This is a genomic window from Hymenobacter convexus (assembly GCF_030580955.1).
In the GTDB taxonomy this organism is placed as follows: domain Bacteria; phylum Bacteroidota; class Bacteroidia; order Cytophagales; family Hymenobacteraceae; genus Hymenobacter.
Window position 1 is genome coordinate 350,854 of record NZ_JAUQON010000005.1, and the last position, 20,347, is coordinate 371,200.

Below are 20,347 nucleotides of genomic sequence, written 5' to 3' on the forward strand. Positions count from 1 at the left end.
AAAATGGGCTAGTAACGGCGCAATGCCCCCGATATTTTGCGCAGCTCCGCCACTTCGGCGGCCGTGAGGTCGCGCCACTGGCCGGGCTGCAGCTCGCCCAGTCCGAGCGGGCCGATGGCCGCCCGCACCAGGCGCAGGCAGGGCAGGCCCACGGCGGCGCACATCTTGCGCACCTGCCGATTCATGCCCTGCGAAATCTGAATTTCCAGCCAGCTGGTGGGGATGCTGGCCCGGTAGCGGATGGGCGGGTTGCGGGCCCAAAGGTGGGCGGGCTCGGGCAATTCAGCCGCCTGGCCGGGCGCGGTGAGGCCCTCTTTGATTTGCACGCCTTGCCGCAGCTGCGCCAATGCCTGCTCCGAAACCGTGCCTTCCACTTGCGCCCAATAAGTTTTCGGGACCTTGAACTTGGGGTCGCTGAGGCGGTGCTGAAGCTGCTTGTCGTCGGTGAGCAGCAGCAGACCCTCGCTGTCGAAATCGAGCCGGCCCACGGGGTACACACCGGGCACGGGCACAAAATCCTTGAGCGTGGCACGGCCGTGCTCGTCGGTGAACTGAGTAAGAACTTCGTAGGGCTTGTTCAGCAGGATGTAGCGCATAGTAGCGCGGACTTTCAGTCCGCGAGTAAATAACGGTGTGGAGGCATGCACGGCCAGCAAATGCAGTGTGGTCGCGGACTAAAAGTCCGCGCTACTCCCACCAGCGCGATTTCGGCAGCTCGGTGCCCAAAGTTACCGGCTCGCCCAGGTGCGGCGTGGTGATGGGCTGGCCCAGGCGGGCCGCTTCGGCGGTGGCGCGGGTCACGGGCTCGTTCCAGGCGTGGAGGCTCTCGGTGAAGGCGCCCCAGTGCACGGGCAGCATCACGGCGGCGCGCGCGTCGCGGGCGGCCTGCACGCTTTGCTCAGGGCGCATGTGGATGTCGGCCCAGCTGTCGTTGTACTGTCCGCATTCCACCAGCGCCAAGTCGAACGGCCCGAATTGCTGGCCGATAGCGGCGAAGTGCGGCCCGTAGCCCCCGTCGCCGGTGTAGAATACCCGTTTGGCGGGCGTCTGCAACACCCACGAACTCCACAGCGTGGAGTTGCGGTTGCCCAAGCCGCGGCCCGAAAAGTGGCGACTGGGGGTGCAGCGCACCAACAGGCCGGGAGCTACGCGGGCGCTGTCGGCCCAGTTCATCTCCACGATTTTGGCGGCCGGCACGCCCCAGCGGCGCAAATGCGGAGCTATGCCCAGTGGCACATAAAAATGGCCCACCTTGTCCTTGATTTTGCGGATGGTGGCGTAGTCGAGGTGGTCGTAATGGTCGTGCGAGATGAGTACGGCGGCAATGGCTGGCAGCTTTTCCGGCGTAATGACCAGGCTGGGGTTGTAGCGCTTGGGCGTGGCCCAGCTCACGGGGCCCATCTCCACGCTCAGCATGGGGTCGAGTAGCACGTTCTGGCCACCGATTTCAACCAGGCTGGCCGAGTGGCCGAACCACGTCACGCGCACCATGTCGGGTGTTTTGCGGGTAATGGCCAGCGAATCGAGTGCTTGCTGAGGCAGCGGGCCGGGCGGCGCGGCCTGCGGCGATTTATGAAACAGAAACTTCCACATCACCGAAGGCATGCTGCCGCCGGTCATCTCCCGGGTCGGAATCAGGTTCACGAATTCGCCCTTCTTCGCGTTGTAATGGCCCGATTTGACATAGGCCTGTCGCTCAGCCTTGGTCGATTTGCCGCCCAGCTGCGGACTGAGGCTGACAAAGGCCGCCGTGGCAATCATGGCCGCGCCGAGTAAGCTGCTGCTCGCCATAAAGAAGATTTTTAAGGATTTACGCATGGGGTAGCATGGGGCGCAAACAGGTTTTGAACGTTTGTCATCCTGAGCGCAGCGAACGACCTTCTCACGTCAGAACGGCTTGCGGTAGCTTCACCGGCTCAGCGGTGAGAACGTCCTTCCCTGCGCTCAGGATGACAGTCATTTTATTGACCACCAGCCGTAACGGACCTCGCCCCGGCCAGGGCCACGATGTCGCGCACTTCAAGCACCGGTTTGGAGTACCCAAAGTCTGCCGCGTTTATCATGGCCCGGCCCACTTCCTGCATGGTGCTCACGAAGTTTGGAGCCAGCCGCCGAGCCAGCGGGTAGAGCCAGGCAATGGCGCCGTACCACTTCAAAATGTTGCGCTGCCCCTCGGTGGCCTTCATAAAACCCGGGCGGAACATGTAGGCAGCGTGGAAGGGCAGGGCCAGCAGCTCGTTTTCGGTGCGGCCCTTCACGCGGGCCCAGTGCTGGCCGCTTTTTTCGGCGCTATCGGTGCCCGCGCCCGATACGTAGATGAACGTCAGGTCCGGGTTGAGGCGGGCCAGGGTTTGGCCCACGGCCAGCGTCATGTCGTGGGTGATGCGCTCGTATTCTTCCTTGGAAATGCCTACCGAGGAAATGCCTGCGCAGAAAAAACAGGCGTTGTAGCCCGTCAGTTGGGTTTCCACAGCGCTCAGGTCGGCTAGGTTGGGCACCAGCAGCTCGCGCATCTTGGCGTGCGTGCGGCCGGTGGGCTTGCGCGTGAGCACCAGCACGTGCTCCACGGTAGGATTTTGCAGGCATTCGAGCAGGACGCCCTCGCCCACCATGCCGGTGGCGCCGGTTAGGATGACTCGTAGTTTCATATCGGTGCGGTAAAGTAGGAGAGAGGACGCGCAAGGCGGCGTTCTACTTTACGCCGGAGCCACAAGAACGGTGAAACTGACGCGTCATGCTTCGTTGCGCTCTGCATGACGTTTTACATTGTGCCGATTTACACACTGCCCGAATACTTCCGCACGGCCCATTCCACCGTCAGAAAGGCCAGAATCACGAAGAAAAGCCACTTCAGATTTATCAAGTCCTTCAGGTCTTCCTCGGCCGTAATGACCGGCTTATAATTGGCCTTGAGGATGTCCTGGGCCAGCTTATCGAGCTGCGCCGGGTAATAGAGCCGCGAGCCGTTGCGACGCGAAAGCTGCGCCAATAAATTGTGGTCAGCCTTCGATTCCAGTGCTTCCAGCGGCTGCGACTGCACCAGCAGCTCGCCCGCATCCTGCTGGGCCTGGCCGCCCAGGGCAGCGCGGGCCTGGTACTTATACAGGCCAGCCGGTAGCGGGCCCAGGTGCAGGGGCGCGCCATCCTCAGCGTTGGCAAACGAAAAGCGGCGGGCCTGCTGCTTCCCATCTGTCAAAACGAGGTCAATTTTCTGGTTATAGAGCCGCTCGAATACCGCGTTATAGGTTTCGGCGCCCAGCGTCACGTCGTCCTGGGTGCCGAAAGCGTCCTGCGTAGGATATACATCGAGGCGCTTTTTGTTCGCGTTTTGAGTGAGCAGCTGGAGCGTGCGGATGACGAGGCGGTCGTAGGCTTCGGGCCGGTCGTCGTGGGCCACGGCTTCGCTCAGGCGCCACTGCCAGCTGCCGTCGGTGAGCAGCGTGGCGCGGCGGGCATCGGCGGGGCCACCGAACACGAGCAGCGGCTTCTGGGTGGCCACGCGGCCCACCTGCTGCCAGAGCGCCGCCTCGGCCCCGGCCCCGAGGCGGTAGTCGCCAAACGGCACCGGCGCGGGCGGGTACTGCGCAAAGCGGCGGGCCGATTCCTCGTCTGTGGCAAAGCGGGCGAAGCCGGGGTTCGGCACCGGCGTCACCTCATCGGTCTGGCTGCCGCGCGGCTGAATGGTGAGGCCCGTGCCCAGCTGGTTGTAAGCCGCCAGGTCCGATTGGGCCCCCAGAATGTAGAAGGCCGGCGTTTTGCGGGCCTTCACCTGGGCCAGAATTTCGTTGCCCAAGCCTCCCTGCGCCGGCAGCTGGTGCAGAATGGCTACGTCGAAGTCGGCGCCGGCTTTCAGCGGCTCCATGCCGGGCAGCGCCAGGGTGAGGTCGAAATTGTCGTTCGCCAGAATGGCGGCGCGCAGGGCCTTAAGGTCGGGATGCGGGGCGGCCCCGGCCAGCAACACGCGCAGCTTGCCCTTCACAATCTCGATGAAGGCCGTGCGCTGGTTGTTCAGGGCCGTAAACTCGCCCGGCTGGGGCACGATGCGGACGTCGTAGCGCCGTTTGCCCGGCGCGGGCGCCACTATTTGGAACGTAGTGCGCACCCGGCGCCGGCCCGCGGGCAGGGCCACCCGGCGCGAGTCGAGCACGCGGCTGCCGTCGCGCAGCTCCACGGTGGCCGCCCCGCCCGCGTAGCCCTCGAAGCCCAACTCGGCCTCAATCGGAAACTTATTGCCGCTGAACGCTACCCTGTTATAAGTCAGGCCGGTCAGGCGCAGGTCCTTTTTGGGGATGGTGTCGCCCACCGCCACGCTGTATATCGGGAAGCTAAACTCGGAATAAGCCGGGCTGCGGCCCTGGTTCACGAGGCCATCGCTCAGGAGCACCACCCCGGCCAGGTTGCGGCCGTCGTAGGTTTCGCGGGTGTCGCTTAGCAACCGGTCAAGGTCGGTAGTGGCGGCGCCGAAGCGCAGCGAATCAAGCGCCGCCGGGCGCGCCGTGGTGGACGTCAGCGTCCGGGTTTCGACGGTGAAACCCCGGCCGCGCAACGTTTCGGCCAGCTTGCCCAAGCCGCTGGTAGCCTGGCTGAGCACGTTTTTGGGCGTAAATAGCTCCACCGACTGCGAGTTGTCGACGGCCAGTACCACGGTGGGCTGCTCGGTGTGCGTGGTGGTGCTTTTGATAAACGGCCCGAGCAGCAGGTAGCACAAAAAGCTCACCACGGCGAAGCGCAGGCCCGCCAGCGCGTAGTTCAGGTGCTTGCTCCAGGGCGCTTTGGCCGAGTATTGCAGGGCCGCATAGCCCGCGCCCACGAGCAGGCAAACGAGGAGGAGCCAGGGGGAATATTGGGTGGTCAGCAAACGAAAATCGGATTGAATCAGGCCTAAAGGTCGGCCGGCGCGGCTAAAGTTGCAGCCTGCCGCTGCATCAACGGTTGAGCACCGTAACCAGTTCGGGACTGTTGAAGATGCTGGCCGGCGAAATCACCGTTTCGCTCAGTGGCAAATCGTTGCCGTAGCGCTCGCGCAGCTTGGCCTGCACGGCCGGGTGGCTCAGGTCGAAGTCGCGCAGGTGCTGGAGTTGGCCAATGCGCCGGCCCAGCCCGCGCTCATACACTTTCCAGATGAGTTCGGAGCAGTAAATCCGGTCATCGGACCAGCCGAAGGTGCCGTCGTAGTCGCGGCCGACCATGGCTTGGCCCACGGCTTTCATCCGTTGCAAGGCCGCGGGCGTGAGGGCAGTTTGCGCGTCGCGCAGCCGCTTCACCACGTAATGGTCGCCGCGGCCCCGGCCGGTCCACTCCATCAGCGGCGTCACCTTCACCGGCTGCATGGCTTCCAGCACCAGCCACTGCCCATTCTGCTGGTAGAGCAGGCCGCAGTGGCTGTAAGGCGAGTGCGTAGCCAGCTGAATGGCCTGGCTTTGCTCGGACCGGCTGGTATGAAAAACCAGGTCACCGTCGCGGAACAGCCGGCGGTTGGCAGCCGCCTGCCCAAAGCGGTGGCTGTAGGCGCGGCGCACGGGCCGGAGGGCAATGACGGAAATGAGCAGGGCCAGCGCCAGAAGCAGGAGGGAAGTTCTTTTCATGTCTCAGGGCTGAGCGATGGGCATGGCTAAATACTTGCTAAAGAACTGAGCGGCTATTCAATAAAAAGCAGGGGCGCAATACGCTGCACCCCTGCTTTTTATTGTCATTCAGTAAATAAAATCCTACGTCAGCATCCCGCCATCTACCTGCAGCACCTGACCGGTGATGTAGCTGGAATCATCCGAGGCCAGAAACGCCGTGGCCTTGGCCACGTCCTCGGGCCGGCCGCCGCGCTTGAGCGGGATGGCTTTGCGCCACTCGTCGACCTGTTTGGGGTCGAGGGCGTCGGTCATTTCGGTTTCGATGAAGCCGGGGGCCACCGCGTTGCAGCGAATGTTGCGCGAGCCCAGCTCCAGGGCCACCGATTTGGTGAAGCCGATGATGCCGGCCTTGCTGGCGGCGTAGTTGGCCTGCCCGGCGTTGCCCTTGATGCCCACCACGCTGGTCATGTTGATGATGGAGCCGGCTTTGGCGCGCATCATGGGCTTGGTGGCGGCTTTGGTGAGGTTGAACACGGACTTGAGGTTGACTTGCAGCACGTTGTCCCACTGCTGCTCGCTCATGCGCATGAGCAGGCCGTCCTGCGTGATGCCGGCGTTGTTGACGAGGATGTCGAGCTTGCCGAAATCGGCCACCACGTCGTCAATCAGCTTCTCGGCCTGGCCGTAATCGGAAGCATCGGAGCGGTAGCCTTTTACCTTGGTGCCGTTGGCCGAAAGTTCGGTTTCCAGCGCCTGGCCTTTTTCAACCGAGGACAAATACGTGAAGGCGACATCGGCGCCGAGCTGGGCAAAATGCGCCGCGATGGCGCGGCCAATTCCTTTGGAAGCGCCCGTCACGAGGGCCACTTTTCCGGTGAGTGTGTTGGTCATGGGGCGAAGGTAAGTAGCGCGGACTTTTAGTCCGCGAGTCAGAAAGGCGCAGGCGCGGTCTAAAAGTCCGCGCTCCAGCAGGCTAACTTCGCCGCATATTATGCCCCACCACGACATCTGCATTCTGGGCGCGGGCCCCGGCGGGGCCGCCGCCGCCCTGCACCTCGCCAACGCCGGCCAGCGCTGCCTGCTGCTGGACCGCGCCGCTTTCCCGCGCGACAAAACCTGCGGCGACGCCCTCAGCGGCAAGGTCATCAACGAATTGAAGCGCATCGAGCCCGGCCTGCACGCCAAGCTGGCCGCCTCGCCCATCCAGATTCCGAGCTGGGGCATCGACTTCATTGCCCCCAACGGCCGCAAGCTCAGCATCCCCTTCAAGCCCAAGTTCGACAAAGCCCACGACGCCACCGCCGGCCACGTAGCCAAGCGCATCGACTTCGATAATTTCCTGGTCGAAGAAGTGCGCCAGCGCCCCGAAATCGACTTCCGCGAAAACGTGGATGTGGCCCGTACCGAGCGCACGCCTGACGGCTGGCAATTATTTGACAAAGGGGGAAATGAAATAGCCACCTGCCGCCTGCTACTCGTCGCCAACGGCGCCCAATCCGAATTTGCCCGCAAAGTGGCCGGCCATGCCTTGGAGCCCGACCACCATTGCGCCGGCCTGCGCACTTATTACGACGGCGTGAGCGGCCTCAGCCCCGATAATTTCATCGAGCTGCACTTCATTAAAGACTTTCTGCCCGGCTACCTCTGGGTCTTTCCGCTGCCCAACGGCCAAGCCAACGTGGGCGTGGGCATGCTCTCCAAAACCGTGGCCGATAAAAAGGTGAACCTGCGTCAGCGCCTCGACGAGATTCTGGCCACGCACCCAGCCTTGGCGCCGCGCTTCGCCGGGGCCACGCGGCTGGGCGCGGTGAAAGGTTTCGGTCTGCCGCTGGGCTCGAAGCGGCGCGCCTTATCGGGCGCTCATTATTTCCTGCTCGGCGACGCCGGCTCGCTCATCGACCCGTTTTCGGGCGAGGGCATCTCGCACGCCATGGTGAGTGGCCGTCACGCCGCCGTGTGGGCCGTGGAAGCGTTGAAAAAGGCCGATTTCAGCCCCGAATTCCTTAAGAATTATGACAAAGCCGTGTACAACCGCCTCGGCCAGGAACTGCGCCTGAGCCGCGTGATGCAGCGGCTCCTCAACTTTCCCAGCCTGTTCAACATCGTGGCCAACCGCGCCGTGAGCAACCCCACGCTGGCCGCCACGCTCTCCATGATGTTTATGGACTTGGACCTGCGCGAGCAGCTGCGCAAGCCCAGCTTCTACTTCAAGCTGGTTTTTGGCGGGAAGTAGGGCAACGAACGCCGGCCATAAAAAAAGAACGTCATGCTGAGCGCAGCCGAAGCATCTCTACCGCAACAGCAATCCAATCGACAGGATTTGGTATTGCGGTAGAGATGCTTCGGCTGCGCTCAGCATGACGTGTAGTAGGTCTGCAACCCAGATATACTCAACAAAAAAAGGCGCGAAACCTACGTTTCGCGCCTTTCATGTTTACTGGACTGGGGCCTTTGCCGCCGGCGTAGTTGCCGGTTTTTTGTAGCCAGGGCGCGGGTGGTAGCCGGTGCCCGGCTTGGCCACCGGCGCGGCTTTGATGGGCTCGTGGCCGTCGTTGCCCACGTAGCGCTTCAGGCTCTTTTCGGCTTCGGGGTTGAGCTTGGCGGCGCGCTCCAGGTCGCGGCGGGCTTCGGAGAGCTTGTCGAACGAGGAGTAGCTGATGCCGCGGTACTCCCAGGCGTCGGCGTAGGCCGAATCGAGCTGGATGGCCCGGGTGAAATCGGTAACGGCGGGCTTGTACTGGTACATCTGCATCTTGGCTACGCCGCGGCCGAAGAACGATTCCTTGTCGTCGGGGCGGTACTTGAGGGCCCCCGAAAAGTCCGTGGCGGCTGCTTTGTACTGCTTCATCATCAGGCGGTTCACGCCGCGGTTGTAGTAGGCGTCGGGGTTGTTGCGCTGGTACTTGATGGCGGCCGTGTAGTCCGGGATGGCCTCTTTGTATTGCTTAAGGTAGCTTTTGGCCTTGGCCCGCTGCAGCAGCGCGGCGGGGTCGCGTGGGCTGGTTTTCAGGCGCGAGTCGGCCGATTCCAGCATCATACGGTAGTCGGCGGCCGTCATTTTTTTCTCCTTGGCGCGCTCGGCCGAAGCCACCGAGGCGGTGGGAGTGTTCGGGGCGGCCGTGGCCGGGGCGCCCGCCATTTCGGCCGGCAGGTCGGTAGCGGCGGTGGCAGCAGCCGGCTCGGCGGCCGGGGTGGCCACGCGGGCATCGGTAGCCGTGGCCGCGGCGCCAGTCGAGTCAGGCCGGGTGGCGCCGGTAGCCACGGGGGCCGCCATGGGCTGGCTCGTCACCGAAGGTTTTTCCTTTTCCGTGACGGTGGTAGCGCAGTTCGAGAGAAAACCCAGCAGCCCGAGGGCGGTCAATGGGAAGCGAAGACGTGATTTCATAAGGTCAAAAAAGTGAGGTGCGGGGCAGCAAATCCGCAACCGGGGGCTTATACGGAAGACTGCCAAGATTGGCTGCTAGCACGCATCGAGCCAAAATAGTGCAGGCAATATAACGAGGCGCCGCCGGGATAGCGGCGCGGTGGGGGAGGGCGGCTATCTTTGCTCCGCTAAATGGGTGGGTCCCCCAGCCGGACCCGGTGTACTTTTTTCTTTCCGAGCATTTTATGGCATTGCAATTTGATTTGGTCGTGGTCGGCAGCGGCCCCGGAGGGTACGTGGCCGCCATTCGGGCGTCGCAGTTGGGGTTGAAAGTGGGGGTGATTGAGCGCGAGTCGCTGGGCGGCATCTGCCTCAACTGGGGCTGCATTCCCACCAAGGCGCTGCTTAAGAGCGCGCAGGTGTTCGAATACCTCAACCACGCCGCCGATTACGGCCTGAGGGCCGAAGGGGTTGGCTACGATTTTGGGGCCGTGATTTCGCGCAGCCGCGGCGTGGCCGATGGCATGAGCAAGGGCATCAACTTCCTGTTCAAAAAGAACAAGATTGAAACCGTGATGGGCACCGGCAAAGTGGTAGCCCCCGGCAAGGTGGAAGTAACCAAAGCCGACGGCAGTAAGGAAACGGTGGAGGCCAAATCCATCATCCTGGCCACCGGCGCCCGCTCGCGCGAGCTGCCCACCATGCCGGTTGATAACAAGAAAATCATCGGCTACCGTAAGGCCATGGCCATGGAGCAGCTGCCCAAGCGCCTCGTGGTGGTGGGCTCGGGTGCCATCGGCGTCGAGTTTGCCTACTTCTACCGCACCATGGGCTCGGAGGTGACGGTGGTGGAATTTCTCCCCCGCATCGTGCCCGTGGAGGACGAGGAAGTGTCGCGCCAGATGGAGAAGTCGTTCCGCAAAATCGGCGTGAACGTGCTCACCAGCGCCGAAGTAACCAAGGTGGACACCGCCGGCGAAGGCTGCAAAGTGACCATCAAAACCGCCAAAGGCGAGCAGGTGATTGATTGCGACGTGGTGCTGAGCGCCGTGGGCGTGACCACCAACCTCGAAAACCTCGGCCTCGAAGAGCTTGGCATCAAAGTGGAGCGCGGCCGCGTGCTGGTCGACGACTTCTACCAGACCAACGTGCCCGGCATTTACGCCATCGGCGACATCGTGCCCGGCCCCGCGCTGGCCCACGTGGCCTCGGCCGAGGGCATCATCTGCGTTGAGAAAATTGCCGGCCACCACCCCGAGCCCCTCAACTACCAGAACATCCCCGGCTGCACCTACGCCTCGCCCGAAATCGCCAGCGTGGGCTACACCGAAGCCGAAGCCAAAGCCAAAGGCTACGATGTGCTGGTGGGCAAATTCCCCTTCTCGGCCTCGGGCAAGGCCAGCGCCGCCGGCGCCAAAGACGGCTTCGTGAAAGTCATTTTCGACAAGAAATACGGCGAGTGGCTTGGCGCCCACATGATTGGCATGAACGTGACCGAGATGATTGCCGAAGTCGTAGTGGCCCGCAAGCTGGAAACCACCGGCATGGAAATCATCAAGGCCGTGCACCCGCACCCCACCATGTCGGAAGCCATTATGGAAGCCGCCGCAGCGGCTTATGGCGAGGTGATTCACTTGTAGATTTATTTCGATTGAACACAAGGAGGCCCGGCTGATTCAGCCGGGCCTCCTTGTGTTTTAGCGAAGATTGGAGTTGCTATCTTGCTGGAAATATTTCTATCCAAATTTCTATCCAATCCATGAATCCTGCCGATAATATTCTGCTCTACCAAGCTCCTGATGGGCAAACGCAACTGGAAGTGCAGCTCGACCATGAAACGGCGTGGCTGACGCAGGCGCAGATGGTTGAACTGTTTGATGTCTCGAAAAAAACCGTCAGTGAACACATCCAAAATATTTTTCGAGAAGGAGAATTGGTGTCAGAAGCAGTTGTCCGGAAATCCCGGACAACTGCTTCTGATGGAAAAAACTACTTGGTGCAACACTACAATCTCGATGTCATAATCTCCGTCGGCTACCGAGTGAAATCCTTACGCGGCACGCACTTTCGGCAGTGGGCGACCAACATATTGCGCCAGTACCTCGTGCAGGGGTATGCCCTGAATGAAAAGCGCCTGCGCGAAAGCTCCCGCCAGCTAGCTGACCTCAAGCGGCTCGTGCAGTTACAAGGAGAAGTAGCCGCGAATCAGGAATTGACCTCTGACCAATCGGATGCCCTGTTGCGGGTATTGGGCGACTACGCCCGCGCCCTCGATGTGCTCGACCAGTACGACCACCAACGCCTGCTCGTGCGCGGCACGGCCACGGAGGAACCCTTTGAGCTGACTTATGAAGCCGGGCTGGAAGCAGTAGACAGCCTCCGTGTGCAATTTGGCGGCAGTGCTTTGTTCGGGCGCGAAAAGGATGCCTCGTTCCAAAGTTCGGTGCGTACGATTTACCAGAGCTTTGATGGCGAAGACCTGTACCCGAGCGTGGAAGAGAAGGCCGCTAATCTGTTGTATTTTGTGGTGAAAAACCACTCGTTTTCAGATGGCAACAAGCGCATCGCGGCCTTTCTGTTCGTATGGTTTCTCGACCGCAATAAGTGCCTGTATCATCCCGACGGCACCCGCCGGCTGGCCGACAATGCGCTGGTGGCCCTCACGCTGCTCATAGCCGAAAGCAAGCCGGAGGACAAGGCCACAATGGTGACGCTGGTGGTAAATCTGATTAACCAAGATAACTAATCCGGCACCGCTTCCGCCGCTACGGTGGGCACGTTCGCTGCCTTAGGTTTCTGGCTCACCAGCCACACGCCCAGGAAGATGAGGGCCGCCTGTCCGGCCTTGCCCCAGGTGAGGTGGTCTTTGCCCAGGCCCACGGCGATGAGCACGGCCAGCACCGGCTGCAGGTAGATGTAGACGCCCAACAGGGCCGGGGAGGCGTACTTCAGAGCCCAGTTGTTCAGCAGATAGGCCAGGATGGTGAGGAAAACCACCATGTAGCCGATTTCGAGCCAGATTTTGAGGGGGAAGCTGGCGTAGTTGGCCGTCAGGGCATCGCGCCAGCCGAAAGGCACGGCGATAATAGCCCCCACCAGAAACACCCGCGCCAACACCGTGAAGGCGTGGTATTTGCGCATGAGCGGCTGCACCAGCACCAGATACAGGCCGAACACGGTGGCATTAGCCAGAATGAACAGGTTGCCCAGCGTGGCGTGCGGATACACAGCCGCCTGCGCGTTGCGGCTCAGGATGAGTGTGGCTGCCCCCGCGGCGCCCACCGCAATGCCCAGCACCCGCGGCAGCGTGATTTTTTCGCTTAGCAGAATGGCCGAGGCAATGACCACCACGATGGGCGCGATGGTTTGCAGCAGCGAGGCGCTGATGGGCGAGGTCAGGTTCAGGCCCGAAAAAAACAGGAGCTGGTTGACCCCAATGCCGCAAATGCCGCAGATGATGGACCGCCGGTTGTCGGCCCAGCCGATAATTTTGTCCTGCGGCGCCACGAAGTATTTGATGAGGGCAAAGAAGCTCGAAGCCCCCAGCACCCGCAGCGTAACGATGCCAAACGGCGTCATATACACCGGCATCACATCTTTGGAGAGCGAGTAGTTGGCCGCGTAGATGAGGGTGACCAGGAAAAGGGCCGCGTGGACGCGGAGTTGATTGGACATGGTAGCGCGAACTTTGTAGTTCGCGTCCCCAACCGAGTCGTTGTTACGGCGCGGGGACGCGAGCTACAAAGTTCGCGCTACTTCGCTCCCCATGGCCTCTTTATTTCCCGACGACGAACCCACTGCCTTCACCCCAGCGCCCGCGCCCGGCCCGGACGCGCCCCTGGCCGAGCGCCAGCGCCCGCGCCGCCTAGCCGATTACGCCGGCCAGCAGCACCTGGTGGGCGAAACCGGCGTGCTGCGCCGCTACCTGAATTCGGGCCGGCTGCCCAGCCTCATTCTGTGGGGGCCGCCCGGCGTGGGCAAAACCACCCTGGCCCACCTGCTGGCCTCGGAGTTGAAACAGCCGTTTTCGGCCTTGAGCGCCATCAATGCCGGGGTGAAGGACGTGCGCGACGTCATCGAAAAAGCGAAGCGGCAGCGCGGGACGGTGCTATTCATTGATGAAATCCACCGCTTCAGCAAGGCGCAGCAGGATGCGCTGCTGGGCGCGGTGGAGCACGGCACGGTAACGCTGATTGGGGCTACCACGGAGAACCCGTCGTTTGAAGTAATTCCGGCTTTGCTTTCGCGCTGCCAGGTGTATGTGCTGGAGGCGCTGAGCGCGGAAACCCTGCGCGGGCTGGTGCAAAAAGCCCTGACCGAAGACGCTGCATTGAAGCAAAAAAAAGTGAAGCTGAAGGAGGACCACGCCCTGCTGGCCCTGAGCGGCGGCGACGCCCGCAAGCTGCTCAACCTCTTGGAAATTGTGGTGCAAAGCACGCCACCCGACAAAAAAGGCGTCATCGAAATCACCGATGCCGTGGTGCAGCAGGTGGCTCAGCGCCCGCTGGCGCGCTACGACAAGGGCGGCGAAATGCACTACGATGTGATTTCTGCTTTCATCAAAAGCATGCGCGGCTCCGACCCCAACGCGGCGCTCTACTACCTGGCCGTGATGCTGGAAGGCGGCGAGGACGTAAAATTCATTGCCCGCCGCATGCTTATTCTGGCCAGCGAAGACATCGGCAACGCCAACCCCAACGCTCTGATGCTGGCCACCAGCTGCTTCCAGGCCTGCACCGTCATCGGCCTGCCCGAGTCGGATTTGATTCTGGCTCAGACCGTTATTTACCTGGCCACCTCGCCCAAGAGCAACGCTGCCTACATGGCCATCCGGGCGGCGCAGGCCGAGGTGAAAGCCAACGGCGTGTACCCCGTGCCGGTGCCCTTGCGCAACGCCCCCACGCGCCTGATGAAGCAGCTCGGCTACGGCAAGGAATACGCCTACTCGCACAACGGCGAGGGCAATTTCGAGGAGCAGGAGTTTCTGCCCGACGCGCTCAGCGGCCGGCGCTTTTACGAACCGGGCCACAATCCCAGCGAGGCGAAGATTCAGGAGCGGCTGCGCGGCTGGTGGGGCGAGAAGTATGGTTACTGACCGCAGATTCGGCTGATTTTAACGGATTGGGACGGATTATTTGTGGTTCCGCAGGCAAATGCCCGGCATTGTAATGGCGGGCGAAGTCAAACGATATAACCGCGTGTAACTTGCCAGCCAATTGGGCGGCAGGCCGGAATTGGTGCGAGGGCGCCAAGCCACAAATAAGCCGCCCCAATCTGTTGAAATCCGTTAATCCTGCGTTCTTATGCGTCAATTTTTGAAGTTTGTGCTGGCCACCATCGTGGGGCTGGTTGCTTTCAGTTTCATTGGTTTCCTGGTGCTGGCTGGCATCATTGGGGCCGCGGCCAGCGCCGGCGACCACAAGGAAACGGCCTCGAACTCGGTGCTGGAGCTCAAGCTCAACGAGCCGCTCACCGAGCGGGGCCGCGACGGTAAATTCAGCTTCGGTGGTAACGATACCTCCACGGGCCTCGTCAACTTGAAAGCCGCCATCAAGCGGGCCAAGTCCGACGACGACATCAAGGGCATCTTGCTGAACCTGGGCATTGTGCAGGGCGGCATGGCCTCGCTGGAAGAAGTGCGCGACGCCCTGATTGACTTCAAAAAGAGTGGCAAATTCGTGGTGGCTTACCACGAAATCGCGTCCGAGAAGAGCTTTTACCTGGCCTCGGTGGCCAACGAAATCTACCTCAACCCGCAGGGCACGCTCGAATTCAACGGCCTGAGCTCGGAGGTAATGTTCTACAAGCGGCTGTTCGACAAGGCCGGCATTGAGCCCTACATTTTCCGCGTGGGCTCGTTCAAGAGCGCCGTGGAGCCGTTTTTTCGGGAGAATTTCTCCGATTCGGCCCGCTACCAGACCGTGTCGTTCCTGAACTCCATCAACGGCTATATGGTGGGGCAGGTGGCCAAGTCGCGCGGCATCAACCCGGCCCGCCTCAAGGTTATTTCCGACTCGATGTTGGTGCATAACGCCCCCGACGCCCTGCGCCTGAAGCTGGTGACCAAGCTCGGCTACTTCGATGAGGCCCAGGATTATATGCGCGGCAAGCTGGGCCTGGCAAAAGACAAAAAGCCCAGCATCGTGAGCCTGAGCGACTATACCGAGGACAAGGACGCCGACGAGCGCGAGGGCAAAACCACCGGCAACCGCATTGCCGTGATATATGCCGAGGGCGACATCGTGACCGGCCGCGGCTCCGACGACAACATCGGCAGTACCAAGTTTGCCGAGGCCATCCGCAAGGCCCGCCTCGACGAAAAAGTGAAGGCAGTAGTGCTGCGCATCAACTCGCCCGGTGGCTCCTCGCTGGCTTCCGACATTATTTACCGCGAAGTGCTGCTGACCAAAAAAGTGAAGCCCATTATCGCCAGCATGAGCGACGTGGCGGCGTCGGGCGGCTACTACATTGCCATGGCCTGCGATACCATTGTGGCCCATCCGAACACCATCACGGGCTCCATCGGCGTGTTTGGCGTACTGCCCAACATCCAGCCGCTGCTGGCCGACAAGCTCGGCATTACCGTGGACCGCGTGACCACCGGCAAGTTTTCCGACCTGCCCACCATCACCCGCCCGCTCACGGAGTTTGAGAAACGGACGCTGCAGGAAGAAGTGAACCGCATCTACGCCGACTTCACCAGCAAGGCCGCCCAGGGCCGCCACATGCCCGTGGAGCGCCTGCGCCGTCTGGCCTCGGGCCGGGTCTGGAGCGGCCTCGAAGCCAAAGGCAACGGCCTCGTGGACGTGCTGGGCGACTACCAGGATGCCTTGAACATTGCCGCCGCCCGCGCCCACCTCAAAGCCGATGACTACCGCGTGCAGCGCCTGCCCCGCCAGAAATCGAGCCTCGAAAGCCTGCTGGCCCGCTTTGGCGCCGGCGATGATGACGAAGCCAAAACCCGCGCCCTGAAAACGGAGCTTGGCCCGCTCTACCCGGCCTATGCGCAGTACCAGCAGCTGATGCAGATGCGCGGCGTGCAGGCCCGCCTGCCGTACACGCTGGACATTCAGTAGTTTAACCCGTCATCGCCTGTCATCCTGAGCGCCGCGAAGGACCTTATCAACGAAGAACAAGTTGTTCCGACGTGGTAAGGTCCTTCGCGGCGCTCAGGATGACAGGCGTTTAACTTATCGTAACAACCAACCGCTCACCATGCTCAACCAACTCCACGAAGCCGCCGCCTACATCAAGGAAAACTCCCAAGCTTTTCAGCCCGAAACGGGCATCATCCTCGGTACCGGGCTGGGCGCGCTGGCGAAGGAAGTCGAAGTTGAATACGAAATCAACTACGCCGACATCCCGCATTTCCCGCTCAGCACCGTGGAAAGCCACGCCGGGCGCCTGCTGCTGGGCCGTATGGGCGGCCGGAAGGTGGCCGTGCTGCAAGGCCGCTTTCATTACTACGAAGGCTACACCATGCAGCAGGTAGCCATGCCGGTGCGGGTGCTCAAGCTGCTGGGCATCGGCCAGCTACTGGTGAGTAATGCGGCCGGCGGGCTGAACCCCGATTTCAACATTGCCGATTTGATGCTCATTGACGACCACATCAATCTGCAGCCCACCAACCCCCTCATCGGTCCGAACCTCGACGAGCTAGGCCCGCGCTTCCCCGACATGTATGCGCCCTACGACGCCGGCTTGCTGGACCGCGCCGAAGCGGCGGCCGGTGCACTGGGTCAGGTCGGCACCACGCGCCGCGGGGTGTACGTGAGCGTGCCCGGCCCCATGCTCGAAACCCCCGCCGAATACCGCTACCTGCGCCTCATCGGGGCCGATGCCGTGGGCATGAGCACGGTGCCCGAAGTCATTGCTGCCCGCCAGCTCAACCTGCCGGTGCTGGCCGTGTCGGTTATCACCGATTTGTGCGCGCCCGGCCACCTCAAACCCGTAGTGCTGGCCGATATTTTTGCCGCCGCCGCCGCGGCCGAGCCCCGTTTGACGGCGCTGATAAAAGCCGTAGTAGCGGGGCTGTAAGAACGTCATGCAGAGCGCAGCGAAGCATCTTGCCCGCAATAGTAACCGATTACTTACGCGGGCAAGATGCTTCGCTGCGCTCTGCATGACGTTCAAAGTCACCGCACTACTTTCGTCGCTGTAGTGCCGCTCAGCACGGCGAAAATGCCCACGCCGCCCTGCACGTTGCTGTAAATAGCCGAGGGCTGGGCAAAGGGGTTGCCGTTGGCGTTGCGGGCGTCGCGCGTCGACTGGCGGAAGCGGTAGAACGCGCGCTCGATGTGGTAGAGCGTGGCCGTCACGGTGTCACCGGCGTTGAAGCGGTAGCTGGTGCCGAGCACGAATGGCTGCCCGTTGAGCAGCCGGTCCTCCACCGACATGTCCACTTCCGGGCTTTTGAGCAGGGCGCCTTTGGCGGGATTGCCCTTGTGCAGCTGCAGGCGGTAGCAGTCGTCGAGGCTGATGGGGTCGCGGAAATTGGTGAGGAAATACGCCTTGCGCTCGGAGCCGGTTTTGTCGTTGAACTTGTAGTTCAGCGAATCAATCGGGATGGGGGCCAGCATGGTGGTGGTGCCCGTCACGTGCCGGCCCTTGGTGTCCACGACGTCGATTTTGAACACATCACCGGGCCGGGCCACCAGCGGCGTGCGGCCGATGTGCGAGTGGAATTTCACCCCCGACACCGTGTCAATCAATGCCTGGTAGTTGGGCTGGAAGGGCAGGGGCACCTGCGTGCCATTGGGCATGGTGAGCGTGACGGTGACATCGGTGGGAATCTGGGGAATAACTGCGCCCAGGTAAGGCACCGAGGTCGAGACGGCCAGGCTGGGCACCTTCCCGGGCTCGAGGTAGCACTCCACCACCAGCTCGGCCGAGTAAACGGGCAGCGGCACGTTGATGTCGTTTTGCAGCTTGCCGCAGCCGGCCAGCGCGAGCAGGCCCAGCAGCAAGGCGGCGGTTGGTTTCTTGAACATGGTTAGAACCGGAAATTGTACGTCAGCGAAGGGATTACCGGAAACAGCGACACCTGCTTAGCGGCAAAACCGGTGGTGCGCCCCGTCGCCTTGTCCTTCACCGTGTCGAAAAACACGAAGTAGGCGTTGCGGCGGTTGTAGGCGTTGTAAATGCTCAGGGTGAGGTCCTGGTTGAGGCGGGCGCCGATTTTGTACACCACACCCAGGTCGAGGCGGTGGTAGGGGATGAGTCGATAGGAGTTGCGGTCGGGGTAGATGGGCACCGGGCGCGGGTCGATGCCCACACTGGAACCGGGAATATCCTGTACTCCGAAGCGGCCCAGCGGCAGTGTGGTCAGGTTGCCGGACGTGTAGATGAAGCTGGCCGTGAGGTTGATGCGGGCGTTGAGCTGGTGCAGCACTACCACGGTCAGGTTGTGGCGCCGGTCGTAGTTGGGGTGGAAATCCTGGCCGTTGTTCACGCCGTTGGTGCCGCGCTGGGGCTGGAAATTGCGCCAGCTCCAGGCCAGGGTGTAGCCTATCCAGCCGGTGGTTTTGCCGGTTTTCTTTTCCAGGTAAATTTCATTGCCGTAGCTCCAGCTTTTGCCAAAAATGAACTCCGCGTCCAGCTCTGGGTTCACGAACAGCTGCGCGCCGTCGCGAAAATCAACTTGGTTGCGACCCCATTTGTAGTACACTTCATTAGTGAGCAAATACTTGCCGCCACCTAGCAAAAAGCTGCCGCCGGCGCTCACCTGCTGCGACTGCTGGGGCTTCACCGACAGGCGCGAGGGGTACCAGATGTCGGTGGGCAGCGTGGCGCCGGAGTTCGTCACCAAGTGCACGTACTGGTACATCATGGCGTAGTTCACCTTGAACGACGTGCGGTCGTTGAGGGCGTAGCGGGCGGCGGCGCGGGGCTCCAGGCCGCCGTACTGGTCGCTGCCGCTGCGGAATCCGGTGAGGCGCAGGCCGCCTTCGAGCTGCAGCTTGTCGGTGGCTTTGTAGTTGTCGGAAGCGTAGAGGGCGCCCTCCAGGCCGTAGTAGTTCACGTCGGAGCCGAAGTTCACGCGGCCGTCGCCGGAGTTGGCATCGAGGCGGCCCACGCCGAAGCGGTGCTGCGTGGCCAGGGCACCGGCCTTGATGAGGTGGCGGTCGGAAGGTGTGTACTCGAAGTCGGTGCGGGCCGTGTAGTCGCGGATGCTGGAGCCCAGGCCGAAGGTGAACGTGTCGAGCTTGTTGGTGAGGTTGTACTGGTAGTCGGATACCGACACGCTGGTGTTCACGAACAGCCTGGGCGAAAAAATGTGGTTCCAGCGCAGCGAGCCTATGGTGTTGCCCCAGCTGAAATTGAAGTTGAAGCCGCCGGTACTGCTGAACCCGAACACGTCGCGCCCCAGGTAGCCGGTCAGAAAGAGGTGGTCATGCTCGCCCAGCGTGTAGTTCGCCTTGGCGTTCATGTCATAGAAATAGTAGTCGGGAATGGGGCTGTAGTCCTCCTTTCCTTCATTGGCCTTGTTCAGGGCCCGCGTGAAAATGTCGAAGTACGTGCGCCGGCCACTCACGATGAACGAGCCCTTGCCCTTGTTGATGGGTCCCTCATACGTGAGGCGCGACGAAATGAGCCCGATGCCGCCCGTAGCCACGTAGTGCTGCCGGTCGCCCTCGCGCAGCTTCACATCCACCACCGACGACAGCCGCCCGCCAAACTGGGCCGGAAACCCCGATTTGTACAGGTCCACGCTTTGCACCGCATCGGAATTAAACACCGAAAACAGCCCAAACAAGTGGTTGGGGTTATACACCAGCGCATTGTCCAGCAGTACCAGGTTCTGGTCTGAGGAGCCGCCGCGCACAAATAAGCCGCTGCTGCCTTCACCGCCGCTTTGCACGCCGGGCTTGAGCTGCAGGGTTTTCAGAATGTCAACTTCGCCAAAAAGCGCGGGCAGCAGCTTGGCCTCGCGCATGCTGATGTGTTCGACGCCCATCTGGGTGGTTTTCAGCTTTTCCTGCAGCGTAGCGGCGCCTTCCACCACCACTTCGCCCAACTCGTTGCCGCCTTCTTCGAGGGCGAAGCTCAGGCGCTGGTTGCGCGTGAGGTTGAGGTCGCGGGTTTGCTGCTGATAGCCGATGAAGGCGATGAGCAACTGGTGGCGGCCGGCCGGCAAACTCAGGCTGAAATGGCCCAGCGAATCGGCCGCCGTGCCCGTGCCAAGGGTCGGTACCGCCACGCTGGCCCCGGGTAATGCTTCGCCTTTGGCACTGCGAACAGTGCCGCTGACAGTAAAACGGGCTTGCTGCTGCGCCTGGGCTACGTGCGGCCCGGCCCAGCTAAGCAAAAGAATAAGAAACAGATAACGCGCAGAATAACTAAAAACCATAGAGCGAGTGAGAGGGTAGCGCAAAGGTAGCCACCTCCCCAACGCCGGGGTCAGCCAGATAGTTTG

General features: G+C 61.9%; 16 protein-coding genes. 6 read left to right on the forward strand and 10 right to left on the reverse strand.

The genetic code is table 11. The features are described 5' to 3' along the window. Positions 1-8 precede the first annotated feature (8 nt). The 6 genes from Q4S41_RS13220 to fabG form a co-directional block, all read right to left on the reverse strand. The gene (locus Q4S41_RS13220; RefSeq protein WP_305031595.1) at positions 9-596 is read right to left on the reverse strand and encodes a pseudouridine synthase; all 588 of its coding nucleotides are present in this window, start codon (positions 594-596) and stop codon (positions 9-11) included. A gap of 91 nt (positions 597-687) precedes the next feature. After that, the gene (locus tag Q4S41_RS13225) at positions 688-1,818 is read right to left on the reverse strand and encodes an MBL fold metallo-hydrolase (RefSeq protein ID WP_305031596.1); all 1,131 of its coding nucleotides are present in this window, start codon (positions 1,816-1,818) and stop codon (positions 688-690) included. A 143-nt stretch (positions 1,819-1,961) separates the two neighbouring features. Then, the gene (locus Q4S41_RS13230) at positions 1,962-2,648 is read right to left on the reverse strand and encodes an NAD-dependent epimerase/dehydratase family protein (protein WP_305031597.1); all 687 of its coding nucleotides are present in this window, start codon (positions 2,646-2,648) and stop codon (positions 1,962-1,964) included. A gap of 128 nt (positions 2,649-2,776) precedes the next feature. Continuing rightward, positions 2,777-4,858, reverse strand: a complete 2,082-nt coding sequence (locus tag Q4S41_RS13235; RefSeq protein WP_305031598.1) for a VWA domain-containing protein — start codon at positions 4,856-4,858, stop codon at positions 2,777-2,779. Positions 4,859-4,925: 67 nt separating this feature from the next. Next, a complete protein-coding gene (locus Q4S41_RS13240; RefSeq protein WP_305031599.1) occupies positions 4,926-5,585 on the reverse strand; it encodes a YiiX family permuted papain-like enzyme in 660 nt (219 codons plus the stop codon). A 123-nt stretch (positions 5,586-5,708) separates the two neighbouring features. Next, positions 5,709-6,458 (reverse strand): 3-oxoacyl-[acyl-carrier-protein] reductase, encoded by a 750-nt coding sequence (fabG, locus tag Q4S41_RS13245; RefSeq protein ID WP_305031600.1) that lies wholly within the window; start codon positions 6,456-6,458, stop codon positions 5,709-5,711. A gap of 100 nt (positions 6,459-6,558) precedes the next feature. Between fabG and Q4S41_RS13250 the strand changes: the two genes are divergently transcribed. Then, complete coding sequence (locus Q4S41_RS13250) at positions 6,559-7,800, forward strand: NAD(P)/FAD-dependent oxidoreductase (protein WP_305031601.1); 1,242 nt, start codon at positions 6,559-6,561, stop codon at positions 7,798-7,800. A gap of 201 nt (positions 7,801-8,001) precedes the next feature. On the opposite strand, the gene Q4S41_RS13255 is transcribed toward Q4S41_RS13250, so the two are convergent. After that, positions 8,002-8,952, reverse strand: a complete 951-nt coding sequence (locus Q4S41_RS13255; protein WP_305031602.1) for a tetratricopeptide repeat protein — start codon at positions 8,950-8,952, stop codon at positions 8,002-8,004. Positions 8,953-9,176: 224 nt separating this feature from the next. Between Q4S41_RS13255 and lpdA the strand changes: the two genes are divergently transcribed. Next, positions 9,177-10,571 carry a dihydrolipoyl dehydrogenase gene (gene lpdA / locus Q4S41_RS13260; protein WP_305031603.1) on the forward strand — a complete coding sequence of 465 codons (1,395 nt, stop codon included), beginning with the start codon at positions 9,177-9,179 and terminating at the stop codon, positions 10,569-10,571. A 119-nt stretch (positions 10,572-10,690) separates the two neighbouring features. Then, positions 10,691-11,677, forward strand: coding sequence for a virulence protein RhuM/Fic/DOC family protein (gene rhuM / locus Q4S41_RS13265; RefSeq protein ID WP_305031604.1), 987 nt, complete (start codon positions 10,691-10,693; stop codon positions 11,675-11,677). Here rhuM and Q4S41_RS13270 read toward each other — a convergent pair. After that, complete coding sequence (locus Q4S41_RS13270; protein ID WP_305031605.1) at positions 11,674-12,606, reverse strand: DMT family transporter; 933 nt, start codon at positions 12,604-12,606, stop codon at positions 11,674-11,676. The genes rhuM and Q4S41_RS13270 overlap by 4 nt on opposite strands. A gap of 91 nt (positions 12,607-12,697) precedes the next feature. On the opposite strand from Q4S41_RS13270, the gene Q4S41_RS13275 reads away from it, so the two are divergent. The 3 genes from Q4S41_RS13275 (at position 12,698) to Q4S41_RS13285 (ending at position 16,968) form a co-directional block, all read left to right on the forward strand. After that, positions 12,698-14,026 (forward strand): replication-associated recombination protein A, encoded by a 1,329-nt coding sequence (locus Q4S41_RS13275; RefSeq protein WP_305031606.1) that lies wholly within the window; start codon positions 12,698-12,700, stop codon positions 14,024-14,026. 208 nt (positions 14,027-14,234) lie between these two features. Further along, entirely contained in the window at positions 14,235-16,007 is a 1,773-nt protein-coding gene (gene sppA, locus Q4S41_RS13280) for a signal peptide peptidase SppA (protein ID WP_305031607.1), read from the forward strand. A 139-nt stretch (positions 16,008-16,146) separates the two neighbouring features. Beyond that, a complete protein-coding gene (locus Q4S41_RS13285) occupies positions 16,147-16,968 on the forward strand; it encodes a purine-nucleoside phosphorylase (protein WP_305031608.1) in 822 nt (273 codons plus the stop codon). Positions 16,969-17,066: 98 nt separating this feature from the next. Here the strand turns inward: Q4S41_RS13285 and Q4S41_RS13290 are convergent, their stop codons facing one another. Together Q4S41_RS13290 and Q4S41_RS13295 are read right to left on the reverse strand one after the other, a co-directional pair. After that, complete coding sequence (locus tag Q4S41_RS13290) at positions 17,067-17,921, reverse strand: DUF4249 domain-containing protein (protein ID WP_305031609.1); 855 nt, start codon at positions 17,919-17,921, stop codon at positions 17,067-17,069. A gap of 2 nt (positions 17,922-17,923) precedes the next feature. Beyond that, a complete protein-coding gene (locus tag Q4S41_RS13295) occupies positions 17,924-20,239 on the reverse strand; it encodes a TonB-dependent receptor (protein ID WP_305031610.1) in 2,316 nt (771 codons plus the stop codon). Positions 20,240-20,347: the final 108 nt, after the last annotated feature.

Excerpts from the sequence above, each read along its gene's own strand:
- Q4S41_RS13220 (WP_305031595.1), bottom strand. The coding sequence starts at position 596 with ATGCGCTACATCCTGCTGAACAAGCCCTACGAAGTTCTTACTCAGTTC.
- Q4S41_RS13225 (WP_305031596.1), bottom strand. The coding sequence starts at position 1,818 with ATGCGTAAATCCTTAAAAATCTTCTTTATGGCGAGCAGCAGCTTACTC.
- Q4S41_RS13230 (WP_305031597.1), bottom strand. The coding sequence starts at position 2,648 with ATGAAACTACGAGTCATCCTAACCGGCGCCACCGGCATGGTGGGCGAG.
- Q4S41_RS13240 (WP_305031599.1), bottom strand. The coding sequence starts at position 5,585 with ATGAAAAGAACTTCCCTCCTGCTTCTGGCGCTGGCCCTGCTCATTTCC.
- fabG (WP_305031600.1), bottom strand. The coding sequence starts at position 6,458 with ATGACCAACACACTCACCGGAAAAGTGGCCCTCGTGACGGGCGCTTCC.
- Q4S41_RS13250 (WP_305031601.1), top strand. The coding sequence starts at position 6,559 with ATGCCCCACCACGACATCTGCATTCTGGGCGCGGGCCCCGGCGGGGCC.
- Q4S41_RS13255 (WP_305031602.1), bottom strand. The coding sequence starts at position 8,952 with ATGAAATCACGTCTTCGCTTCCCATTGACCGCCCTCGGGCTGCTGGGT.
- lpdA (WP_305031603.1), top strand. The coding sequence starts at position 9,177 with ATGGCATTGCAATTTGATTTGGTCGTGGTCGGCAGCGGCCCCGGAGGG.
- rhuM (WP_305031604.1), top strand. The coding sequence starts at position 10,691 with ATGAATCCTGCCGATAATATTCTGCTCTACCAAGCTCCTGATGGGCAA.
- Q4S41_RS13270 (WP_305031605.1), bottom strand. The coding sequence starts at position 12,606 with ATGTCCAATCAACTCCGCGTCCACGCGGCCCTTTTCCTGGTCACCCTC.
- Q4S41_RS13275 (WP_305031606.1), top strand. The coding sequence starts at position 12,698 with ATGGCCTCTTTATTTCCCGACGACGAACCCACTGCCTTCACCCCAGCG.
- sppA (WP_305031607.1), top strand. The coding sequence starts at position 14,235 with ATGCGTCAATTTTTGAAGTTTGTGCTGGCCACCATCGTGGGGCTGGTT.
- Q4S41_RS13285 (WP_305031608.1), top strand. The coding sequence starts at position 16,147 with ATGCTCAACCAACTCCACGAAGCCGCCGCCTACATCAAGGAAAACTCC.
- Q4S41_RS13290 (WP_305031609.1), bottom strand. The coding sequence starts at position 17,921 with ATGTTCAAGAAACCAACCGCCGCCTTGCTGCTGGGCCTGCTCGCGCTG.